Raw genomic sequence first — 22943 nt, forward strand, 5'->3', positions numbered from 1 at the left:
AAGAAAAAGATAAAAAAGGATTGATTCTGAAACATAATTAAAAATTCGTCGTCTAACAAAAGACAACGACATAATCCTGAACAGATTAAAGAGTTTCAATCATCAAATCAAAAATCAATCACTGATTTACTAACCTTAACCATCAATCAATATGCAGAAACCAATCAAACTAGTTGTTCTTAGCGTTCTTTTGCTATTTTTCGCTTTGAACATTACTTCCGCACAGGACAAAGCGAAACAAATTGACCAATTATTAACTACCTACAATCAATATGGTCAATTTAATGGTTCGGCACTGGTTGCCGAAAATGGAAAGGTAATTTTTAAAAAAGGATTCGGCTCAGCCAATATGGAATGGGATATTCCGAATCAGTCTGATACCAAATTCAGATTGGGCTCGATCACCAAACAATTTACCGCTTTTTTAATCTTAAAATTAGTGGACGACGGAAAACTAAAACTGGACGTTCCTATCACGACTTACTTACCGGATTATCCCAAAGAAACCGGCGATAAAATAACACTGCATCACTTACTAACACATACCTCAGGAATTCCAAATTATACCGCTACACCAAATTTTCTAAGAGATAAAAGCCGCAATCATTATACTCCGGAAGACTTTGTAAAAACATTTAACAAATTGCCTCTGGAATTCAAACCAGGTGAAAAATTTAACTATAGTAATTCCGGATATTTCCTCTTGGGGTATATTATCGAAAAAGTTACCGGTAAAACCTACGAACAATATTTGCAGGAAACTATTCTTACTCCTTTAAAAATGGTAAATACAGGTTTTGATCATAGTGAAGTTATCCTTAAAAACAGAGCTGCGGGTTATGAAAAACAAGGCAAAAATTTTGTCAATTCTTCTTTCATTGACATGAGTATTCCATATGCGGCGGGATCTTTATATTCTACTGTCGAAGATTTATACTTATGGGATCAGGCGCTTTATACCACTAAATTGCTTTCAGAAAAATCGATGGACTCTCTTTTTAAACCGTATATAAAAGCCTGGGGAGATTTTTACAGTTACGGATGGTTTATTTCAGAAGCTAATAATGGCAGTAAAGACAAAGTAAAAATTACGGAGCACGGTGGAGGAATTAACGGATTTAACACGCTCATTTCACGTGTTCCTGCCGATAAAATTCTAGTGGTGTTACTTAACAATACAGGCAATACTGTTTTGGGCGAAATGAACACTGCTATTCGTGCTATTTTATACAACCAGCCTTATAAACCTGCCAGAAAATCATTGGCAATTGATTTATTGGATGTTTTCTCTACAAAAGGATTAGTAGCCGGAATGGATACTTATAAAAAACTAAAGAATGATCCCACTTTTGTTATTAAAGAAAACGATATGAACGAAGCCGGCTATCAGTTGCTGCAAAGCGGAAAAAAGAAAGAAGCAATTGAAGTTTTTAAAATTAATGCGGAGACTTTTCCAAAATCCGGAAACGTGTATGATAGTTTAGGAGAAGCCTATCTGACAGATGGAAATAAAGATTTAGCGATAACCAACTATAAAAAATCGGTGGAACTAGATCCTTCAAATGAAAACGGGAAAAAGGTCTTAGAAGAAATTTCAAAAAACAAAACAAAATAACTCTCAGCAGTCCTCTTTAAAAAACTCTGCTAAAATTGATTTAAAATCAGTTTTAGCAGAGTTTTTTTTGTTACAATTTCTAACAGTCATATTCGATAATTTAGCATTAAAAGAACTATTTTAGCGCTGCCCAAAAAAACAATAGTAAACCCTCAAATCAACGTGATTTACAGCAATAATTGTTGTGAACTGTTTTTACTTAACCTATGAAAAAATTAAAGACACAAACTCTTTTAGTACTCGTACTATGTCTGTTTATTCCGCTTACTGGTAATGCTCAAACCTCAACCAAGACCGTCCCGATGCCCAGTCAGCAAAACAAAATTATCATTGATAAAATTGTCGAGGCTGCCCGTTACAAAAATTATGTGACCGATTTTTGTCTGGCAACTATTAGCGAAGCGGCCCTTAAAGAAAAATGGAACGATCAAAAAACGATTGAAATAACGGAGAGTATCGACTACAAAAACTTCCGGGACGCCGTTTATAATATGTTTGCTTTTTATAATGAAATAGAATTGGAAACACTTTTAAAAACCTATCAGAAAGATACTGTTTATCAAACAACCAATGTCATGGTTACCAACGATGCACTGGGTTATAATCTCGAAATATTTGCAAATGATATTGTTCGGGGAAGGTATAAATAGGTTCAGAGTTGCAAAGGCTCAGAGTGACAGAGGTTCTTTTTAGGTTCTGAGGCTCTGAGTTGCTAAGGTTTTAATCTTTGTCAAAGCTTACACTTTGACAAAGATGTAATCATAAAAACGCAAAAGAAACTTTGCGAATCTTTGCGAAAAGACTTTGCGCACTTTGCGGTAAAATCAGCAATCCTAAAACTAAAAAACTATTTCCCGGCAGGTATAAGTGAAATGTTGAATGTAAAACTTGAAACCTGGAACTTGAAACCTGAAACTTGAAACCTAAAACCAAAAGCACTACTTCGCTTTTGGTTTCAAAACTAATTTGGTGGATGTTTTAATGATCTCTTCTTTGTTCAGTTTCATCTTTCTGAATTTACCGGCATTGTACATCTCGGCCTGATCGTCATAATGTTTACTAAACGGATTACCGGATTGTCCTGTTGGCAAAATACTCCAGCTATTTTCGATATCAGAGAAATCCACTACTCTTCTGGTTGATGGCCCGCCTTTTACGTGATACTTTCCTTCTTTATTGAATCCGAAAAACTGATTGTTTATTACTTCATTCGATCCCGGAGCTGCAAATGGCCCTACATTAAACAAACTGCGCAAAGCTGCTACTTTACCCAAAGGATGTTCATGTTCTACGGTGTGTGCTTTACCCCAGTTCCAATCTGCGACCTGATTCCCAAATTGTTCCTGAAGTTCCGCTATGGCTTCATGGAAGGATTTTGAAACAATATCACTTCTGGTTTCTTTTACATTTTTGGTTTTGATATTGTCCCACCAAACGGAATTTTCATTCTGAATTTGTCTTGCAATGATTTGTTTTCCCAGTGAGGTATCAAGATACAAAGTAAAGTTATCGGCTCCCATTTCGTCTTCAAAAGTATTTTTCAGGTACAGATAAACCCATTTATTGTAAATCGTTGGTCCAACATCCTCCGTATTATTGGTTCCTTTCCATGATTGCAAAGCATTTATCGCTTCTTTTTCTTCTGCGGAAAGCGAACTTCCGGCTACAGTCGAAATTAAACGTTGCACCACTCCCGGTGAAACCAGTGAAGTATTATCAAAAATCATCTTACTGATGGCTTCTTTATCCCAATCTGATTTTGCATCCATTAAACCTGAAATTCTTTTGGCACGATCCTCCGGCAAATAATATCCCGGATATAAAAAACCATCGATAGCCTCAGGCTGATTGTTGGCAGAATACACATAACCCCATTTTGGATTCTCGGCAGAAGGATTCTTCGAAAAATCTAAATGCTCTTTAATATCGTCTTTACCGCTGGCACCATCCAAAATAAGAAAGGTGTTCACTCCCTTATCGTGTTTATAAAGTGCTCCGGTTGCCCACCATGCCACATTTCCTTTAGCATCACCATACATCACGTTCAAACCCGGTGCCGCTACAAGCGAAACTGCTTTTCTGAAATCGTCTTTATTTTTAGCATGCGAAAGTCCGTAAACGGCATCTAAAATCTGGATGGGCTGTTGTGTATAAACCCATGACATTGCAATAGGATTCTTTTTTCCTAAACGATCCAGTACATCATTCATAATAGGTCCGTGACGGCTTGATTTAACCGTCAGAACTACATCTGACGTATCTTTTACTTTTATCGTCTTTTTAATCGACGTATAAGCCGCAAAACCTGTTGGTGTCTGATATTGATTAGAATCCCCCTCTTTGTTTTTTTCCTGATAAAAATCGATATCATCATTTTCGAACATTGTCAGTCCGTAAGCATAATTGCGATTGTGCGCCAATAACGGATAAGGTGTTCCGGCCAGATAACAGCCGTACAATTCAAAATCCGGCGTTATCAAATGCGCTTCATACCAGGTCGCAGGCTGTGAAAAGCTAATATGCGGATCATTCGCAAAAATCACTTTTCCGCTTTTCGTTTTAGTGGGACCCGCAACCCAGCTGTTACTTCCCACAAAAGGAGGAATAAGTGAATTCTCCAGCAATGCCGCTACTGACTTTGAAATGGTGGTATATTCTTCGATATTCTCTTTTGAATTTTTGATCCTGGTGGTATTAAATTCCCCCTCGATCCCTAAATCTTTTAAATATTCAACACCGTATTTATCCCGAATAAAAGTTAACAAAGGATCTGTTTTTTGCGCCATTGCAAAACTAAAAGACATATAACCAAAAATATTATACACATCTTTTATGGTAAATTTTTCTTTTTTCACTCCTACCAGGGTAAACTCAATTGGCGTTACTCCCTCTTCCATGTACTGATTTATCCCGTCCAGATAAGCCATGGTCATTTTATAACTCTGACTGTTCGGATCTAATTTTGCTATGGCTTTTGCCGAAGCTTCTTCTATACCGATTCCGGAGAAAAATTTATCATTTTTTAGTGCAACCGATCCAAAGATTTCCGATAATCTTCCGGGTGCAATTCTTCGAAGTAATTCCATTTGCCATAATCGTTCCTGCGCATGAACATAACCAAGTGCCGTCATCGCGTCTTTTTCAGAATCGGCATAAATATGAGGCACTCCAAAATCATCAAAATACACTGTGGTTTCTTTCTGAAGGTTTTTCAGTTGTACTTCGCCTTCATATTTAGGCTTCAGATGAAAGATGTAGGCACAAAGACCAATTCCAAGAATAACAATCAATACCAATAAAACCAACAGAATTTTTTTAATTTTTCTCATATTTATGAAACGTATAATGATAAATGATTTTGCAATGATGTAACTTAAATTTAAAATCCTGTAAGAAACATCTCTTTTAAAAGTCTAAATTTATGTATTTAAAATCAATACTATAAATGTCAATCTATAAAAAAATAGCGATCGGTATCATTTCAGTCCTTTTTTTTGTGATTTTATTCGATATGGGCCTCAACTATTGGATAAAAAAACAATTGCCTCTTATTGTACACGAAAAAAACAAAACTGCTTATTCGATTCAGTACGAAAAAATCGAAGTCTCATTATGGAGCCGAAGCATCAATGCGCAAACCTTACTGATCCATCCCAAAAATCAACTTCAGAACAGCAAAACTAAAAACGGAATCTACTCCAAAATTGAATCCATTACGATTCGTCATTTTAACATTTGGGATCTGGCCTTCCGCGATATTATTCAAGCCGAAAGTATCATCATCAACAAACCCCGCGTCATTTTATATAAAAAAGGGGATAAGCTTTTAAACAATAGCAGAAGTATTCAGACAGAAATTATAGCCCCTTTTCAAAAAATAATTGCGGTTTCCAATATCTATTTAAACGAAGGAAGTGTTGATGTGGTTTCGCTGAACCATAACCAACCTATTTTTAGCATCAAAAAAATGATTCTAAAGCTCGAAGGAATTTTGGTTACTGCTACTACTTTAAAAGAAAAAATCCCCCTGCATTTTGAAAAGTATGTTTTGGTCTGTGATAGTTTATATTTTAAACCCAATGCCTTTTATCGCCTGAATATTGGCAAAATCAGCAGCGAAAATCAATTTCTAAGACTTAAGAATTTTTCTTATTTGCCTGAATTTAATCGAAAAGAATTTGTTCAAAAACTCGACAAAGAGAAAGATATTTATACGCTAAAACTGGATTCAGCTGACATTGAAAAAATGGATTGGGGTTTTAAAAAAGAGCAATTTTTCTTCAAAGCCAACTCATTGGTTGCTCATCATTTGAACGCTAATATCTATCGCAATAAGATACCGAAAGATGATTTGAGTAAAAAATATCTTTACAATGCCTTATTGCGAAAAATTAAGTTTCCTCTGCAGATTGATACGATCCAGATTTTAAAATCAAAATTGGTTTATGAGGAAGAAATTGACTTTTCAAAAGGTCCCGGGATTCTAAATTTTGACAATTTCAATTTGCAGGCTATCCATCTGAAAAGCGGTTTTGCTTTAAAGAAAACTGCTGATGTGAAAATTAAAATCAATTGCCTTTTCATGAAAACGTCTCCTTTACATGTTGATTGGAGTTTTAATGTTCTCGATCCTAAAGACAGTTTTCACATTGAGGGAACGATCTCCCGTTTCAATGTTGCCGCAATGGAACGTTTTACCAAACCTTACATCAACACTACTTTTACCGGCAAATTCCATAAATATCAATTTGATTTTTACGGAAACGATGATAACGTTAAAGGAAACGCTTTGCTGGACTATGAAAATTTAAAAGTAAAACTCTTTAAAAAGAAACATCCTGAAAAGGAAGCGAAACTAAAAACTGCAGTTGCCAATTTAGTACTCAAAGATGACTCGGGAGCAACATCTAAAACTGCTGATGTTGAATTGGACCGAATTCCCGAAAAATCTTTTTACAATTTTCTATGGAGAAGTATTGCAGCGTCTTTTACCCAAATTTTAATTTAACTTATTTATTCTTCTGAAGAGTTTCATTTCGGATAAGGTCAAAGGAATAATAATCTGCAAACCTGATATTTATCAGGTTTTTTGAATTTTATTTTCCCAACATTTGCTTTTATTTTAATTTAAAAACAAATGGCAAAACCATCGTTACACACTTTTCATATTCCTGTAATGGGTCTCGCATATACAATTGACAGTCCGATTCGAGTGGCACAATTTGGTATTTCGTCTGTAATTTCTATCGCTGATGATGATCTGATTGAGAAGATGCGTAATTTTTACAGTACTAAATTTAATTTTCCGTACGAAGAGATAAGTCAAAAATTTCAGGACTACAGGGCACAGCGCATTACTTCATATCTCAATTTGGTCGATAAAATTGTGAAAGAGAAATTTGAAAATTTTAAAACGGAATTAATCGAAAGTAAAACTGCGTTAGAAAACTACATTGCGATGTTACCGAATACTTCCGACATCAAAAAGGGGTTTCAGAATTTACTGGAGGACGGGATTTCTTTTAAAGAAAATATCCAAAACTACATTGAATCACATCTTTCACCCGGTTGTATTGATGTGAATATCATGACCAAAATCGACAAAGATAATTTTGAAAAAAACGAACAGCTTCCGATTGAATTTAATGATGCTCATGCTGCTTTGCGAGGTTTTGCCAATAGTGATCTTGAATCTTCGGTGGTACTTTCTGCCGGAATGAATCCGAGATTGTACAGCTATTTTGAAAATTTTTCAGATTTCTTTCCCAATAGTAAAAACGAGCTTAAAAAGAGAATCATTCTAAAAGTCAGCGATTTCAGATCGGCTATGATACAGGGAAATTTCCTGGCCAAAAAGGGCCTGTGGGTTTCTGAATACCGAATTGAATCAGGACTAAACTGCGGCGGACATGCTTTTGCCACTGAAGGTCTTTTACTAGGTCCGATTTTAGAAGAATTCAGGCAGAAAAAGAATCAGCTTATTCAGTCTGCACATGAATTGATGACAAAGGTATTACAGCAAAAACAAGTTCATGTCCCTCAAGCACCATTGCCTTTGAAAATTACGGTTCAGGGAGGCGTAGGTACTGCCGAAGAACACGATTTTTTATTGCAAAATTACGAAGTGGACTCTGTAGGATGGGGATCTCCTTTTTTACTGGTTCCCGAAGCAACTTCTGTAGACCCCGCGACTCGTAAATTATTAATGGATGCTAAAGAAAAAGACTTGTATCTGAGCCACATTTCTCCACTGGGAGTTCCGTTTAACACGTTAAAAGGCACTACAAATGAGGCTTTAAAGCAAAAAAGAATCGAGCAAAATAAAGCTGGAAGTTCCTGCCCGAAAAAATTCCTGGCCTTGAGTAAGGAATATGATCCACATGGAATTTGCACAGCATCGAAGAAATTTCAGGACATTAAACTGGCAGAATTAGACGCTAAAAAAAATAGTCTTTCGAAGGAAGCTTACGAGAGAGAGAAGTTTTCGATCACCGAAAAAGCCTGTTTATGCGTCGGATTGGCCAATGCATCTTATTTAGAAAATAATATTCAGATAAAAGGTCAGGCGCAGGGAGTTGTTATCTGCCCAGGCCCTAATATGGCCTATTTTGATCAAGAAGTTTCTTTGTCTGATATGCTGGCACATATTTATGGAAATAAATCAATTCTGAGGGCTAATAACAGGCCTAATCTGTTTGTAAAGGAATTAAAAATGTATATCGACTACTTTAGGAATGAAATAAATAATATTTCGGGAGAAATCACCAATGCCCAATTAAAGAAATGGACTGCTTTTAAAGCTAATCTCTTAGACGGAATTGCCTATTATGAAAATTTGTTTTCGTCTTCTTTCTATTTTCAGGAAGATCCCGAAAAAATCAAATACCAATTCGATTTTTACAAACTGGAACTGGCTACAATTAAAGTTCCAACTTGTGAGTTGGTATAAAGAAACCGCCGATTTAAAATTTAAATCGGCGGTTTTATTTTAAAACTGTTTTATCGTTTACTCTTTTTTCTTTTTGCTGCCATCGATAATAGCTCCGGTTCCGGCTCCAACACCTGCTCCGGCTAAACCGCCTATTATTGCACCTTCGCCTTTTCTCTTGCTAACAATGGCTCCTGTCACTGCTCCTACTCCGGCACCTATTACAGCTCCTTTGGCAGCTGAACTCCAGCCTTTCTTTTTGGGAGTGGTTTGTGTTGCAGTCGGGGTTACGTCAGCTTTTTGATTGACCACGACTACTTTTTGTGTTTCTAACTTTTGTTGCGCCTCTACCTTTTGCTCTTCTCTGATCTTTGCCATTTCCGTTCTCATTGAATCAATAACTCTTTGTTTACTGATTTCAACTTTCATCGAATCAATACTAGCTTGTTTTGCTTTATTGATATCCTCTTTTCCCTGATTCTGGCAAGAAACAAGAAATACCGCAGCTATAAAAATATATAAAGCTTTCATGAGATTGTAGTTTAAAAAATTATTACACTACAAAGTAAGGAAGAACTTTTTTCTGGAAGGTTACAGGATTTTGCAGAAAACTTATAGAATTTGAAGGTTCTGTTTCGCCACAGATTATAATGATTAAAATGATTTTAAAAAACTACTTCAATCTATTTGAATCTGCACGGGATTATACTTTGACTTATTCTCCTAAAATTCCTTTTTTAAGAATCTGTCCAAAATCATACATGTCTTCATACGAACAGTACAACGGAACGGGTGCCAGACGGATTACATTAGGTTCACGCCAATCTGTTATCACGCCATTTTTCATCAGGTAATCAAATAAGCTTCTTCCTTCTCCATGTAGAAAAACAGAAAGCTGAGAAGCTCTTTCACTAAGATTTGAAGGCGTTATAATCTCAAAATTTCCTTTTACCTCTTTATCAATTTCATGTAGGATAAACTCTAAATAAGCGGTAATTTTATCTCTTTTTGCGATCAGGTTATCCATTCCAACCTCAGCAAACATTTCAACGGAAGCCAAATAAGGTGCTAAGGAAAGTATTGGTAAATTACTAATTTGCCAACCGTCTGCTCCATGAACCGGATCAAAATTAGGCTCCATTTTAAAACGACGTTCCTTGTTATGTCCCCACCATCCGGCAAATCTTGGTAAGTCCGGGTTGTTGTGATGTTTTTCATGTACAAAACAGCCTGAAGCATTCCCCGGTCCTGAATTCATATATTTATAACTGCACCAGGCAGCAAAATCTACATTCCAATCGTGAAGCTGTAGTTTAATATTTCCGGCTGCATGTGCCAGATCCCAACCCACTTTTGCTCCTGCTTTTTGACCTGCAGCGGTAATGGTTTTCATATCAAAAACCTGCCCGGTATAATAATTTACTCCTCCTATTAACACTAAAGCCAATTCATCTCCAACTTCTTCAATTTTGGCCAGAATATCTTCAAGGCGAATATTATGTTCTCCTTCACGGCGTTTAATTTCTACAATCGCATCTTCTGTTTTATAACCATGAAAATGTACCTGACTCTGAAACATATATTGATCTGAAGGAAATGCTTTTTCCTCACAGATGATTTTGTAACGGGTTGCGGTTGGCTGATAAAAAGAAACCATTAACAAATGAAGATTTACAGTCAAAGTATTCATTACTGTTACTTCGGAAGGTAAAGCTCCCACTATTTTACTCAGGGGTCCGGCGAATCTTTCCTGATAATCCCACCATGGTTTTTCGGCGTAAAAGTGACCTTCTACGGCAAGATCTGCCCAATCGTTCATTACTTCATCAATATAAGCTTTGGTACGTTTTGGCTGCAATCCTAAAGAGTTTCCGGTGAAATAAATCACTCTTTTGTCGTTAACTTTTGGAAATATAAATTGGTCCTGATAGTGATTTAAAATATCCTCTGAATCGAGTTGTTTCGCGAATTCGCGTGTATTTTGAAAAGTCATTGTGTTTTTGTTTTGAATGCTAAAATAACAAAAATTGTTTATTTTGTTTCAAGTTTCAGGTTTCAAGTTACCAACAGAACCTGAAACCTGAAACCTGAAACTTGAAACTTGAAACTTGAAACTTGAAACCATTATAAAATAAAAAACCCGACAAGTTTTAAAAACCTGTCGGGTCCGTCTATAAGATAAATTCTAATTAAAGAATTAACATTGCATCTCCGTAAGAATAGAATTTGTATTCTTCTTTGATCGCTTCTTCGTAAGCTCTTTTCATTAAATCATGACCACAGAATGCAGAAATCATCATTAATAATGTTGATTTTGGTGTGTGGAAGTTTGTAATCATACAGTTGGCAATACTAAAATCGTGAGGAGGGAAAATAAATTTATTCGTCCAGCCTTCATAAGGATTTAAAGTATTTTGAGAGGAAACTGAACTTTCGATGGCACGCATTGAAGTTGTTCCAACCGCACAGATACGTTTTCTACCTGTTTTTGCAGCATTTACGATATCACACGCTTCTTGTCTGATGATCAATTCTTCAGAATCCATTTTGTGTTTGGACAAATCTTCAACCTCAACCGGGTTAAAAGTTCCTAAACCTACGTGAAGTGTTACTTCTGCAAAATTTACTCCTTTAATTTCTAATTTTTTCAAAAGGTGTTTCGAGAAGTGTAAACCTGCAGTTGGTGCTGCTACAGCTCCTTCTTCTTTTGCATAAATGGTCTGGTATCTTTCAGCATCTTCAGCAGTTACTTCTCTGTTGATGTATTTAGGAATCGGAGTTTCTCCAAGTTCTGTCAATTTATTTCTGAATTCTTCGTAAGAACCGTCGTATAAGAAACGTAAAGTTCTACCACGTGAAGTGGTGTTGTCGATTACCTCAGCCACTAACGAATCGTCGTCGCCAAAATAAAGTTTGTTACCAATTCTGATTTTACGGGCCGGATCAACCAAAACGTCCCATAGACGCTGCTCTGAGTTTAATTCTCTTAATAAGAAAACTTCAATTCTTGCTCCTGTTTTTTCTTTATTTCCGTACAAACGTGCAGGAAAAACTTTAGTATTATTAAGGATCAAAACGTCTCCGTCATCAAAATAATTGATAACATCTTTGAACATTTTGTGCTCTATAGTTTGTTTTTGACGATCGATTACCATTAAACGAGACTCGTCTCTGTTTTCTGCTGGAAACTCCGCTAAAAGTTCTTTTGGTAAATTGAATTGAAAATGTGATAATTTCATATTGACATTGCTGATTTTAGAGTGTAGATTTTAGATTTTTTTATCTAAAATTGTAAATCGTGTGCAAATATACGATTGTGAGATAGGCGTTGTCAAGTGTTTTGCTGTTTATTTTCAAAAGTCTTTGGTTTACTGCCCCTTAGAGTTCCTTAAAAATGAAAGTTTTAGCTTTTCTTTAACTTTAGAGGAAACCAAAGTTCATTTAATCCGAACTCCTGAAAAATCGCTGTTGCTTTTCCGGGTCAAAATCAAAAATAAATCCACAAAAAAACCTCCGGTTGGAACCGGAGGTTATTGAATTATGTTCAGCTCTTAAATGAGCTTCTATTTTTTATAGTGTTTCGACAATTTCAAAGTTTAATACTTTCAAATCATTCCAGAAATCAGGGTATGATTTTGAAACTACTTCGGCATCTTCAATAACAATAGGCACTTTTAAAGCCAAGGGTGCAAATGCCATTGCCATGCGGTGATCATTGTAAGTCGCAATCTTCACATTGTGCTTAATATTTTCTGATGCCACCAAAGTCAAACTGTCATTGGTTACTGAAATGTCAGCCCCTAATTTTGTAAGCTCGATTCGCAACGCTTCCAATCGGTCTGTTTCTTTAATTTTCAAGGTATGAAGACCTGTTAAATGACAGCCTATTCCTAAACCTAAACAAGTTACTACTATTGTTTGCGCAATATCCGGAGTATTGTTCAATTCAAAATTTACATTTTCAAACTTAAAATCCTCTTGTTTGACCAAAGTCATTTTATTGTTCTGAAAAGTAGTTTTCACTCCCAATTTTTCATAAAGTGATACCAATTCAGAATCTCCTTGTAAGCTGTTTTCCTTGTAACTGCTTAACGTTATAGAAGCAGTATCTGCCAAAGCCACTAAACTAAAGAAGTACGAAGCCGAACTCCAATCTGATTCTACTACCATTTCTTTAGAAGCTACTTCTGTTTTTGGATATACTTTGATCACATTTCCTTCAAAACTGGTCTGGATATCTAAATCATTTAGCAAAGCCAAAGTCATTTTGATGTATGGAATCGAAGTGATTTCACCTTCTAAAGTCAATTCTAAGCCATTCTCCAGTTTTGGTGCCACTAATAAAAGTGCAGAAATGTACTGACTGCTTACGTTGGCTGCCAAAGTTACTTTTGAAGCGGTTACTTTTTTTCCTTTGATTCGAATTGGCGGATAACCTTCTTCTTTTTCATAAGAAATCTCGACTCCCAATTGTTCTAAAGCTTCTACCAAAATCTTTATTGGGCGCTCCTGCATTCTGCTGGAACCCGTCATGACTACTTCGCGGCCTTCATTTACTGCAAAATAGGCTGTTAAAAAACGCATCGCCGTTCCTGCATGATGAATGTCTATGATTTCGTCATGGCCAATTAGTGCTTTTTGCATTACCTCACTATCATCGGAGTTTGAAGTATTGGCTAAAGTAATATTTGGGAACAGTGCTTTTAATAACAACAAACGATTGGTTTCGCTTTTTGATCCGGTTACTGCAATTTGTCCTTGTAAATTATGTTGAGTGGTTTGGAGTAGTAAATTCATTATAGGGTAATTATATTATAGCATTTTTGCAAATCTATTTTAAATAAAGGACACTCCAAAACTTTACCAGGACTTATCACATTATTTTAATTTATCGTTGTTTTTATGACGGTCTTTATCGCGAACTGATTTTAAATCCATTTTTTTATCAAAAGCAGCTTGTAAATCTATTCCGGTTTGATTGGCCAGACATAGTACTACAAAAACAACATCGGCCAGTTCTTCTCCTAAATCTTTATTTTTATCGCTTTCTTTCTCTGACTGTTCTCCATACCTGCGGGCAATAATACGAGCGACTTCACCTACTTCTTCTGTAAGTTGTGCCATATTGGTTAATTCGTTAAAATAACGAACGCCGTGTTCTTTAATCCAGGTATCGACATCTAGTTGTGCATTTTTCAAATCCATAGTTCTATTTTTCAACAAAAATAATTCTAATCTTTTAATACCGCTAGATTCTCTTTAAAACAATTTTCTCTGTTTCTTTAGCGATCATCCCTTTGTAATATTCTTTTAGCATTTCATATTTTTCAGTAGATACAATTGCATCATTAATCTGGTGCTGCACTGTGATTTGTAAAAGATTATCGTTTGCTGCAATGTTAAACTTAAAAGTTCCTAAATTCTCTTCCATATTGAAAATTGCTGGTGCAGGTAATGTTTCTACTGCGAATCCTTCAGGAATTTTAAGCGTAATATTGTATTTATCAGTAAACGGGAAACCAAAATCTACCGGATATTCTCTCACTTCCTGTTTGAATGGGTTTTCCTGATTTGCAAAAAACAACATCGGACTCACATATATTTTACCGCCAATTACTTCACATAAATTGCTTCCTGTAAAAGAGTACGATTCGACAATAGGCAATAGAATATCTTTTTCATTGGTTTTTGAGTACTCACTGATTTCAATTTTATTGTTTTGATTTTCCAATTTTTCCAGATATTCCTCTTCTTTGAGACTGGAAATGTTATGTCTGGTAATCACAGCATTGTAATCCGTACATTGTCTTCTGGCTTTTCCTGTGATTTTACCATCAGGATCAACACTATAATTCATAAACACAATATCATTCGACGATTTTTTAGGCATCAAATCTACTTCTTCAGAGCTTCCGTCTTTTCTAATCAATCGACCGTACCAATTTAGGGCTCTAAGTGGCAAAACATTAGGGGTTGAATACTTATCTGAAGCATCTAGAAGTATATTCCCCTCTGGCGTTTCAACCGCCGCAATCACATAATTAAAAGCGGTTCTGTTTGGAAAAAGCGAAATCCCGTTAGAACGTGTACTCACTAAAACAGGATTTGCTGTTAAGCCCGCATAACGCAACATCGCGGTAAGCATTAAATTAATATCAGCAATATTTCCTGTCTTTTCCTTATACGCTTTCTTAACGCCATTATCTGCGTAATATCCAAAATAATCATTCCATTTCACATTTTCTTTCACATGATGCAGAACAACTAATATTTTTTCTTCAAGGCTATTTTTCCCCTCCAGTTTCTTTTTCAAATCTTCTTCAAAATATCCCGTCTTGCTTAACTCTGCACCAAAATCCTTGTTTTCGTAAATCGTTTTCACAACCGAGTTCCAATCTACTGAATACATTTTAAACTCTGCACGCGGAAATTTAGTCATCGATAATTCATGCTGAATACTTGCCGTATAATTATCAATATTATTTACAAAAGCCTCCTCTTTCATAGCCGGAAAATCTTTGGCCACATAAGTTGTTTTGGTTTCCTGATAATCTAATTTGTCTGTAGAAAATGTTGTCGAGCTGTTCAGCCAACCATTTCTTTCTTTACTTGTAAAAGTGAGCGTCTTTAAAGCTTTCTCTACTGTAGTTTTTGGAAAAATATACCCTTTCTGTCTTGGATTAAACACATAATACTCCGGAATATAAGTTGTAAATTCTGAATAATCTACAGGAATACTGGTTTGAAAATCCCATTCTCTGATCATTCGATCGCTTGGACATCTTAAAACATATCTAAACTCCAGAACAGAGCCTTCTTTTACATTAGGCATGGTAATCTTTTTTTGCGCTCTGAATTTATTAACTACTTCGTCAAACACTCCATCGCTCTTAAGCTTTGTTTTTTCGATTTTACCTCCTACTAAATTATAGGTAACTGCATCGCTAAATGTTACCTTTTCTTTAAAGTCATTCTCGTTATAATACCATACTTTTTGATTTGCCCAATCATATCCTTCCTTTTTATAGATTTTAATTCTGGTTTCGACTTCCGTTACCACAACAAAGCCTTGCGTTTCATCGTATTCAAATCTGGCCGTTCCTTTTTTATACAAAATAGCAGCCGCCGCTGATGAATCTTTAGGGTGTACTTTCTGTTCTAATTCAGCAACAGACACTTTTCCTAATTTAAACTCTTGTGCTCTTACTTTGAACATACAGAGCAATACAATTAAAAAACTTAAAAATTTGATTGGTTTCATTTTGATTAATTCTTGGTTAGTATAATTTTGGCATTATCATTTTTTGCTATCTGCTCCATAAAAAGACGATAGTCATCGTATTCTTTGTTGGAATATTTTCCTTTATTCAAAAACAGCGAGCGTTTGTAGAGTAATTTATTATTTTCTTTTTTGATGATTTCAGTTTTATATTCGCCGAACTTTCCTTTTAACTCAAAGTTTGAAGGCAAAAACTCTATAGCAAAACCTGCTGGTAAATTGACCTCAATCTCGTCTGTATCTGCATATCCACGCTGAATCTGAAAGGGGTTTTTTCTGTTTCGGATTCTCTTTACGTTTGTGCCGCTTTGATTAAATGCATCAACGGCAAAAATTAGTTTATTCCCTGAAACTGTTGCATAATTCAAAGCACTAAGCTGAACATCTTCGGTAAAACGTATTGTCTCTTTGTTATTGTTCAAAGTTATTTTACCCAATTTCAGATTGTTGATGTTATCCCAATACTCTTTGTAATGTGCTTCTTTTTCCGTTGGCTGTAAATGCTCTATTCGTGTTTTCGAAGCGTATTGAGATCCTTCTGAATTTATTAAAATAGAACCGGAAAAATGCCCGCTTTCATCGATTGTATAAGTTCCTTTTTCGATTTGAGTATTACCCTTATCTTCATAGATATTAGTCCTTACAATTTCTGCTCCCTCAGGTTTAACAACCAATACATCTCTATCATCGGTAAAAGTTCCCTGATATCCAAAAGGATCGTCCTGACTTGTACATTCTAACCAGGTATACTGATTGCCATTCGGAATTGATAGAATCATGTGATTTCCCTGCATGGAAACAAAATCAGATTCGATATTTGTTTTATTAGAATCTCCGTATAAAATTGTATTATAAGACGGAACATCTACGGCTTGTAAAAGTGCTTTAGTATAATTGGTTAAAGCTTTACAATCGCCATAACCCAAGCGGTCAACATCGGTCGCCAGCATAGGTTTCCAACCACCAATTCCAACCTGAATACTTACATATCTGGATTTTTTTTGAACAAAATCGTAAACCAATTTTGCTTTTTTAATCGGGTCTTTTTCGTTGCCAACAATCGCTTTTATTTTAACTTTGGTTTCCTCTGGCAAATCGGTTGTTCCGGAAAGTATTTTTTCAGAATACCATTTACCAAAATCAGTCCAATTTGTGGCGGTACCGTCAACGCCTTCCAGATGAAAATGTTCTAATCCCATCATAACTTTAGGAAAAAGATCTCTGTATACCGGACTATAATCTTCCTGTTTTTGGGCTAAAATAGTACTTGCAGTATAAGAAAGCTGCGTACTGGTATCGATTGTTTTCTTTACGTTGAACCCTGAAAATTGAAGTTCTTTCTTTTTAAATCCCAAATCAGCAGGATAGACGACATTTAGAACTGCTTTTTCAATGCTGGTATAAAACCCTTTTAAAGGCATCCAACTTGGAATAAAAGCAGTTGAAGAAGTTTGGACCTCACTGCTAAACTCAACTGTGAAAGGGTAGGAAATTGGAGTATAGTCTAAATATATAACACGACTATCAGAAAAGAGCGTACTACCTCCAACAACGCTCTGATCTTTAAAATCTTTCCTTTTTACTTTTTTAATTTCCTTACCAAAAGCATCATAAACTACCGCTTCGATACTCCTGACCGAAGTTGATTTATCATAATATTCATGAGCTTGTATTGCGCTAAGTCCTTTTTCGTTTAAAACCGTAACAACACGACGATTTCTAGCGTTCATAGTTCGTTGAGACAAAATCGCTATATCAATCTGATCCAGACGAACTACTGCATTGGCATTTTCTTTAAGACTGTCGGCAATTGCAGCTGAACTATATTCGCTCTTCTGAGCTGTTAAAACAAAGGTGAAAAAGAAGAAAAATAACGTAAGAACTAGGCTTTTCATTTAGTAAGTAATTTCGCCAAATATAATTTTTTTTTAGAAATTCTTAACACTCGTCTAATATTTTTTTAATCTCTGTTTTTACTGTCTATTAAAATAGTCACAGGTCCGTCATTAACCAGACCAACTTTCATATCGGCACCGAAAATTCCTGCCTGTATTTTTTTATTGAATTCCCTTTCTAAGGATTGTAAAAAATTCTCATACATCGGTATTGCAAAGTCCGGTTTTGCCGCTTTTATATATGAAGGACGATTCCCCTTTTTAGTAGAAGCATGAAGTGTAAACTGACTCACTACAATAATATCTCCATCGATATCCTGAATTGAACAATTCATAACATCGTTTTCGTCTGCAAAAATTCTCATTTTTATGATTTTACCCACCAGCCAATCAATATCTTCCTGCGTATCGGCTTCTTCTATTCCCACTAAAACCAATAAACCTTTCTGAATATCTGCAACTTTTTTCTGATCGACTGTTACGGATGCTTCTGAAACTCTTTGCAGTACTATTCTCATTTATGTAAGTCTTAAAGTTGAAAGTTATAAAGCCAAAAAGTTAAAAAAAGTCCTTTCGAAACTTTTTAAACATCGACCTTTTAACTGAATTTATTTTCTCGTTTCATCACTCGCTGCACGATCATCACCATAAGTATCCGTGCGGTAATGCTCTTCGTCTCCTTCCAAAATTTTAAGATAACTATTATAGCGGGACCAGGCGATTTCATCTTTTTCCAAAGCGGCTTTGATCGCACAATGTGGTTCTTCTTTATGTAAACAGTTGTTAAACTTGCACTGATCTTTTAATCGGAAGAATTCCGGAAAATAACCGCTTATTTCTGAAGGTTCCATATCAACAATTCCAAAACCTTTTATTCCCGGAGTATCGATAATCTGTGCATTAAAAGACAGATCGTACATTTCGGCAAAAGTGGTGGTGTGCTGCCCTTGTTTACTTTGTTCTGAAATTACAGTAGTTTTAAGATGCAAACTTGGTTCCATCGCATTGACCAATGTTGATTTTCCAACACCGGAATGCCCGGAAAACATACTTACTTTACCCACCATCATTTCTTTAAGCTTATCCACTCCTTTATTCTCTGTCGAAGAAATACGCAGGCATTTATATCCTATTTCCTGATAAATGTGCTGCAGATAAAGCTGTTCGTCCAAAGTATTTTCATCCAAAGTATCGATTTTATTAAAAATCAAAACAGCTTCAATTCCATACGCTTCGGCTGTAACTAAAAAACGATCTATAAAACTCGTTGTTGTTGGCGGATTATTAATCGTAATCAGTAAAAAAACCTGATCTATATTGGATGCAATGATATGAATCTGTTTGGATAAATTAACCGATTTACGAACGATATAGTTTTTTCTTTCGTGAATATTAAAAATCGTTCCGGTTACCGCATCTGAAGTTTGCTCCAATTCATAATCAACAATATCACCTACAGCAATTGGATTGGTGCTCTTAATACCCTTCATCCTAAACTTCCCTTTCATACGGCATTCTATAAAATCACCCTTTTCTGATTTCACAGTGTACCAACTTCCTGTAGATTTATATACGATTCCTGTCATTCTATTTTTTTAGATTTCTGATTTTAGTTTTTAGATTATTCCTTGAACTAAAAAATAAAAGGCAAAATTACGTTTTTAGAATTGAACAACGCAACTTCGCCTTTTAAAATTAAAGGCTTACTCTTTATTTGAAAGATTTACCAGATAATTTCGGCTAAAATATCATTCTCTTTAACTTTTCCTAACTGAATCGTTTTTAAAGTTCTGGACGTTTTTCCTGCTCTTGTAATATAAATTTCGACCATTAATGTTGCTGGACCATTTTCAGTTAATTCAGTTTCTCCAAAATAATCGGTTTTAATTTTATATTTCCCCTTTATTGCATTTCGAATTATATATTGCTCCGGCCCATAACCTTCTGTAAAATCTTTAGAAAATCTTCCTCCAATTTGTGTAGAAGTATGGCTGTAATAACATTCTTCATTTGTTGGCTCAATTACATGTAAATCCAAATCAACATCCATTTGGTTCCAGTTCATGATAACTCTGATATCAACCGGCATTTTTGCAAGGTACTTTTTATCAAGCTTACCCGTTTTTATGCCAGAATGTTCTGTTATCATTCGATTAACATCCATTAGAATAATATCCTCTACACCTTCATACTGGCCACTCATTTCTCCATAATAATTCACTTCAAGCGCTTTAATTAATTGATCAAAAGCTTCTTGATATTTTCCTGCATCTTCTAGTGTTAAAGCATAATCTCTAAGACTCTGTGGTTCATGTTCTCTCCATTTTGCCACTTGTTTTGCAGTAAAAACTGCATCATTATGATCTTTCCACTGACGCAAAGTATAAGTCAAAGTTTTATAAAGCTGATGATTCTCTAACCCTAAATCAGCAATATTACTAAGGATCAGCAACGCTTTTTTTACATCGCCCTGATTGTAGAAAAAATGAGCCGCATCAAAATAAAAACTTGGGTTCCTTTCCTGTGCTTTTCGTAATTCAAAATACAAATCATATTGTTTTTCTTTTGGAGCTGAGGCCAACGCTTTTAAATACAATCGATCTGGATTCCAACTTTTTGTTTCTACAACTCCACTATTCGAAAAGTCCTTTTTCGTTGTTATGATAATAACTCCATTTGCCCCTCTGCTACCATATGTAGAAATTCTCGACGGATCTTTCAACACCTCTACCGAAGCGATATCATCTGACTTTAAATCGGTTAATTCACCCTCATAAAACTGACCATCAACAATAATTAAAGGCTTTTTTGAATCTCCGGCTAAATAACCTCCATTAAAATTTGAATCTTCTGAAAAATCTTTATTTTTTAATGTGCCTTCTTCAAGAGCTCCTGTTAAATCTGATTTTTTTTGAGTACCATACCCTACTACAACTACTTCTTGTAATTCTTCGCTGTTTGAAACTTTATTAATTTCTTCGCTTCCTACTTTTTTATCTTTTATATCAGCAATTTTTGGTATATCCTCAGTAACTTCTTCCGCTTTTGCTACCACTGGCGCAACAAATTTAACCTGATCTACTTTTGGGGCAGAAGCAGTATTATATACATTGTTGTCTTCAATTACTGTCGCGACTGTTCCTGCGCCAACAGGTTCATCTACAGTCAATACTGCATCAGGATCTCCTTTTATAGTCTCTTGATAAACTGTGCCTCCATCTCTACCTAAACCAGGCGGCGGAAGTTGCCTTTTGTATTTATACTTAGACGCAATTTTCTGCCCTTTGTATTGAACATTCTTTTTCCACCAAATATTTAATTCCTTAAAATAATTTTCAATACTTTCCCAATTATTTTTTTGCTGCGCCAGTGTAGCATCATGTTCCTGTTTTTTAATTCGGTCAAATTCGGCACGCAATTCTGCTGGCGGCATAATTTCATAAGAAATATAATCGCGAATATCTTCCAGAACAATCAATGAAGTATTCTTTGTTATGATTCCGTATTTCTTGCCCAGAAGCTCGATTTCATCTGCATTTTTGTCATATTGAAAATCGAGGTTGGCAATTTTTTTCTGCGCCCAAAGTTTTTCAATATTTACTTCTTTGGTAGCTTGAATAGCAGCTTCAAGCGTAATTTTTCGTTCCAAAACTACTTGGTTGCCGTAACCAAAAAGAAGTGTAATCTCATTTTTCGGATTCAAAGAAATCCCCGAAAAACTAAAATTTCCCGAAACCGAAGTTCCTTCTATAGGAAATACATCAGTTACCGTTAAATTCTCCTTTATTCCAAGAAACTTTAAATTAGTATTTACCAATTTATCTAAAGCAGCTTCAGCATTTATCTGATTTAAATTGATGAAATTTCCGCCGGTTTTCATTGAAGAAAAGTTGAGAAAAGCAAAATCTGAAGAAACTGAAGAGGTAATTATGTAAAGAGGTTTCCTCGTTTTGGGTAAAAGATTTTCACTCAAAGAAGATAATCCATCTGTGAAAAATAAAAATTCATCCTGGTTTTCAAAACTGATTTGTGAAAAACGAGTTCCGCCATCGTATTTCGTATTTTCTAAAACTGCTTTTAATTCGGACCAATTTCCATCAGAAACTACAAATTCTTTTCGTTTTTCGAAAGTATAATTCAAAAAGTACAGGGTAACTTTTGTATTTTTTATTTTCTGGAAATAAACATTTAACAAATCCAGTTCCTTTTTTAAATCTCTATTCTGACAGCTAAGCGAGTTATCCCAAATTAAACCAATCGAAGCTGGTGTCTTTTTCGCTGTTTTATTCCCTTCTACAAAAGTATTCCCGTAAAAATAATGTTGGCCACCAACATCCTGCATCAATACACTTGGAATATTCTGCTGCAATGGAATTTTAAAAACTATTTTTTCTGCAGGCTGATAGTTTTCTTTTTTGATCGAAGCCTGAAAAGATTGGTTCCATTTTGAAAAAGTAATCTCGTTTCCTGAATTCTCAGTAACTGTTGGTACCGTTGAAGCTCCTAAAACTGATACATTAATTTCAAACTGATCTATTTTTTTTGGAAAACGACTCATCAATTGATACACCAGATTGTCTTTATCAAAAGCCGAAAGTTCTTCTTCGTAACCAATAATCACGGTTCGTTCTCCATTTGGCAGTAACGGATAAATTCTCGTTCTAAAATTATTCCCATCTACTTTCTCCAGTAATCCCGGGTCAACACGACGATGTTCAATCGCTTCAAAAACCTGTTTCCCTTTATTTTTATTAACCGGAACTGCTTCACGTATTTTTCCGTTAATATCAATAGCATATCTGGAAACCGAAACATTTTCCGGTAACGGAAAAATAAGTTCTGCCTCCATCTGACGGGTTCCTGAATTAAAAAAGTGCATTTCGGCAGTAGTATAAGCAATGTTTCCTACCACTTTTACATTGACGAAAAGTTTGTTCATTCTCACTTTTTCAGCATCCTCTCCTTTAACCGTTAGTTCAGGACTTTGTGCGAAACTTTTTATTCCCATAAACAAAAAGAATAAAAACAATACATGCAAATTCATCCGAAAAATGCCCGGCACAGACGAAAACAATTTTGACTTCATGATACGAAAATTTAGGTTTATACTTTTATAGAGAACAAAAAACATCAAAAGGTTGGGAAGATACTATTTATTTCAAAAAAAAATCTCCAAAGCCCAAAAGCAAAGGAGATTTAATGTAAAAAAAACAATCTATTTTTAAA

Annotated in this window: 15 protein-coding genes; 4 read left to right on the forward strand and 11 right to left on the reverse strand. The window is 35.3% G+C overall.

The features are described 5' to 3' along the window. The first annotated feature begins 151 nt into the window (after positions 1 to 151). The gene (locus C245_RS0108440) at positions 152 to 1615 is read left to right on the forward strand and encodes a serine hydrolase domain-containing protein (RefSeq protein WP_017496155.1); all 1464 of its coding nucleotides are present in this window, start codon (positions 152 to 154) and stop codon (positions 1613 to 1615) included. 206 nt (positions 1616 to 1821) lie between these two features. Then, positions 1822 to 2265, forward strand: a complete 444-nt coding sequence (locus C245_RS0108445) for a hypothetical protein (RefSeq protein ID WP_017496156.1) — start codon at positions 1822 to 1824, stop codon at positions 2263 to 2265. Between the two features lie 288 nt (positions 2266 to 2553). Here the strand turns inward: C245_RS0108445 and C245_RS0108455 are convergent, their stop codons facing one another. Then, positions 2554 to 4944, reverse strand: coding sequence for a penicillin acylase family protein (locus C245_RS0108455; RefSeq protein ID WP_017496158.1), 2391 nt, complete (start codon positions 4942 to 4944; stop codon positions 2554 to 2556). Between the two features lie 116 nt (positions 4945 to 5060). On the opposite strand from C245_RS0108455, the gene C245_RS0108460 reads away from it, so the two are divergent. Together C245_RS0108460 and C245_RS0108465 are read left to right on the forward strand one after the other, a co-directional pair. Further along, positions 5061 to 6623: a hypothetical protein gene (locus C245_RS0108460; protein ID WP_017496159.1), complete on the forward strand. Its 1563-nt coding sequence runs from the start codon at positions 5061 to 5063 to the stop codon at positions 6621 to 6623. Between the two features lie 129 nt (positions 6624 to 6752). Further along, positions 6753 to 8564, forward strand: a complete 1812-nt coding sequence (locus C245_RS0108465; RefSeq protein ID WP_017496160.1) for a hypothetical protein — start codon at positions 6753 to 6755, stop codon at positions 8562 to 8564. Positions 8565 to 8621: 57 nt separating this feature from the next. Here the strand turns inward: C245_RS0108465 and C245_RS0108470 are convergent, their stop codons facing one another. The 10 genes from C245_RS0108470 to C245_RS23645 all read right to left on the reverse strand — a co-directional run bounded on the left by C245_RS0108470 (position 8622) and on the right by C245_RS23645 (position 22803). Further along, positions 8622 to 9074, reverse strand: a complete 453-nt coding sequence (locus C245_RS0108470) for a glycine zipper family protein (RefSeq protein WP_017496161.1) — start codon at positions 9072 to 9074, stop codon at positions 8622 to 8624. 184 nt (positions 9075 to 9258) lie between these two features. Continuing rightward, on the reverse strand, positions 9259 to 10536 hold the full coding sequence (kynU, locus tag C245_RS0108475) for a kynureninase (protein ID WP_017496162.1): 1278 nt from the start codon (positions 10534 to 10536) through the stop codon (positions 9259 to 9261). 196 nt (positions 10537 to 10732) lie between these two features. Then, positions 10733 to 11782 carry a tRNA preQ1(34) S-adenosylmethionine ribosyltransferase-isomerase QueA gene (queA, locus tag C245_RS0108480; RefSeq protein WP_017496163.1) on the reverse strand — a complete coding sequence of 350 codons (1050 nt, stop codon included), beginning with the start codon at positions 11780 to 11782 and terminating at the stop codon, positions 10733 to 10735. Positions 11783 to 12113: 331 nt separating this feature from the next. Beyond that, the gene (aroA, locus tag C245_RS0108490; protein WP_017496165.1) at positions 12114 to 13340 is read right to left on the reverse strand and encodes a 3-phosphoshikimate 1-carboxyvinyltransferase; all 1227 of its coding nucleotides are present in this window, start codon (positions 13338 to 13340) and stop codon (positions 12114 to 12116) included. A gap of 81 nt (positions 13341 to 13421) precedes the next feature. Beyond that, positions 13422 to 13748 carry a nucleotide pyrophosphohydrolase gene (locus C245_RS0108495; RefSeq protein ID WP_012022600.1) on the reverse strand — a complete coding sequence of 109 codons (327 nt, stop codon included), beginning with the start codon at positions 13746 to 13748 and terminating at the stop codon, positions 13422 to 13424. Between the two features lie 43 nt (positions 13749 to 13791). Beyond that, positions 13792 to 15804: a DUF3857 domain-containing protein gene (locus C245_RS0108500; RefSeq protein WP_026109951.1), complete on the reverse strand. Its 2013-nt coding sequence runs from the start codon at positions 15802 to 15804 to the stop codon at positions 13792 to 13794. Positions 15805 to 15809: 5 nt separating this feature from the next. Next, complete coding sequence (locus tag C245_RS0108505; protein ID WP_017496167.1) at positions 15810 to 17717, reverse strand: DUF3857 domain-containing protein; 1908 nt, start codon at positions 17715 to 17717, stop codon at positions 15810 to 15812. 65 nt (positions 17718 to 17782) lie between these two features. Next, positions 17783 to 18235, reverse strand: a complete 453-nt coding sequence (gene dtd, locus C245_RS0108510) for a D-aminoacyl-tRNA deacylase (protein ID WP_017496168.1) — start codon at positions 18233 to 18235, stop codon at positions 17783 to 17785. Between the two features lie 90 nt (positions 18236 to 18325). Continuing rightward, positions 18326 to 19303 (reverse strand): ribosome small subunit-dependent GTPase A, encoded by a 978-nt coding sequence (gene rsgA / locus C245_RS0108515; protein WP_026109952.1) that lies wholly within the window; start codon positions 19301 to 19303, stop codon positions 18326 to 18328. A gap of 137 nt (positions 19304 to 19440) precedes the next feature. Continuing rightward, a complete protein-coding gene (locus C245_RS23645; RefSeq protein ID WP_026109953.1) occupies positions 19441 to 22803 on the reverse strand; it encodes a VIT domain-containing protein in 3363 nt (1120 codons plus the stop codon). Positions 22804 to 22943: the final 140 nt, after the last annotated feature.

The organism is Flavobacterium sp. WG21, from assembly GCF_000335775.1.
In the GTDB taxonomy this organism is placed as follows: domain Bacteria; phylum Bacteroidota; class Bacteroidia; order Flavobacteriales; family Flavobacteriaceae; genus Flavobacterium; species Flavobacterium tructae.

Bases quoted from the DNA above. Each gene is read 5' to 3' on its own strand.
- C245_RS0108440 (WP_017496155.1), top strand. From the start codon at position 152: ATGCAGAAACCAATCAAACTAGTTGTTCTTAGCGTTCTTTTGCTATTT.
- C245_RS0108495 (WP_012022600.1), bottom strand. From the start codon at position 13,748: ATGGATTTGAAAAATGCACAACTAGATGTCGATACCTGGATTAAAGAA.
- dtd (WP_017496168.1), bottom strand. From the start codon at position 18,235: ATGAGAATAGTACTGCAAAGAGTTTCAGAAGCATCCGTAACAGTCGAT.
- C245_RS0108470 (WP_017496161.1), bottom strand. From the start codon at position 9,074: ATGAAAGCTTTATATATTTTTATAGCTGCGGTATTTCTTGTTTCTTGC.
- C245_RS0108505 (WP_017496167.1), bottom strand. From the start codon at position 17,717: ATGAAAAGCCTAGTTCTTACGTTATTTTTCTTCTTTTTCACCTTTGTT.
- C245_RS23645 (WP_026109953.1), bottom strand. From the start codon at position 22,803: ATGAAGTCAAAATTGTTTTCGTCTGTGCCGGGCATTTTTCGGATGAAT.
- C245_RS0108455 (WP_017496158.1), bottom strand. From the start codon at position 4,944: ATGAGAAAAATTAAAAAAATTCTGTTGGTTTTATTGGTATTGATTGTT.
- aroA (WP_017496165.1), bottom strand. From the start codon at position 13,340: ATGAATTTACTACTCCAAACCACTCAACATAATTTACAAGGACAAATT.
- C245_RS0108465 (WP_017496160.1), top strand. From the start codon at position 6,753: ATGGCAAAACCATCGTTACACACTTTTCATATTCCTGTAATGGGTCTC.
- C245_RS0108460 (WP_017496159.1), top strand. From the start codon at position 5,061: ATGTCAATCTATAAAAAAATAGCGATCGGTATCATTTCAGTCCTTTTT.
- C245_RS0108500 (WP_026109951.1), bottom strand. From the start codon at position 15,804: ATGAAACCAATCAAATTTTTAAGTTTTTTAATTGTATTGCTCTGTATG.
- queA (WP_017496163.1), bottom strand. From the start codon at position 11,782: ATGAAATTATCACATTTTCAATTCAATTTACCAAAAGAACTTTTAGCG.
- rsgA (WP_026109952.1), bottom strand. From the start codon at position 19,303: ATGACAGGAATCGTATATAAATCTACAGGAAGTTGGTACACTGTGAAA.
- C245_RS0108445 (WP_017496156.1), top strand. From the start codon at position 1,822: ATGAAAAAATTAAAGACACAAACTCTTTTAGTACTCGTACTATGTCTG.
- kynU (WP_017496162.1), bottom strand. From the start codon at position 10,536: ATGACTTTTCAAAATACACGCGAATTCGCGAAACAACTCGATTCAGAG.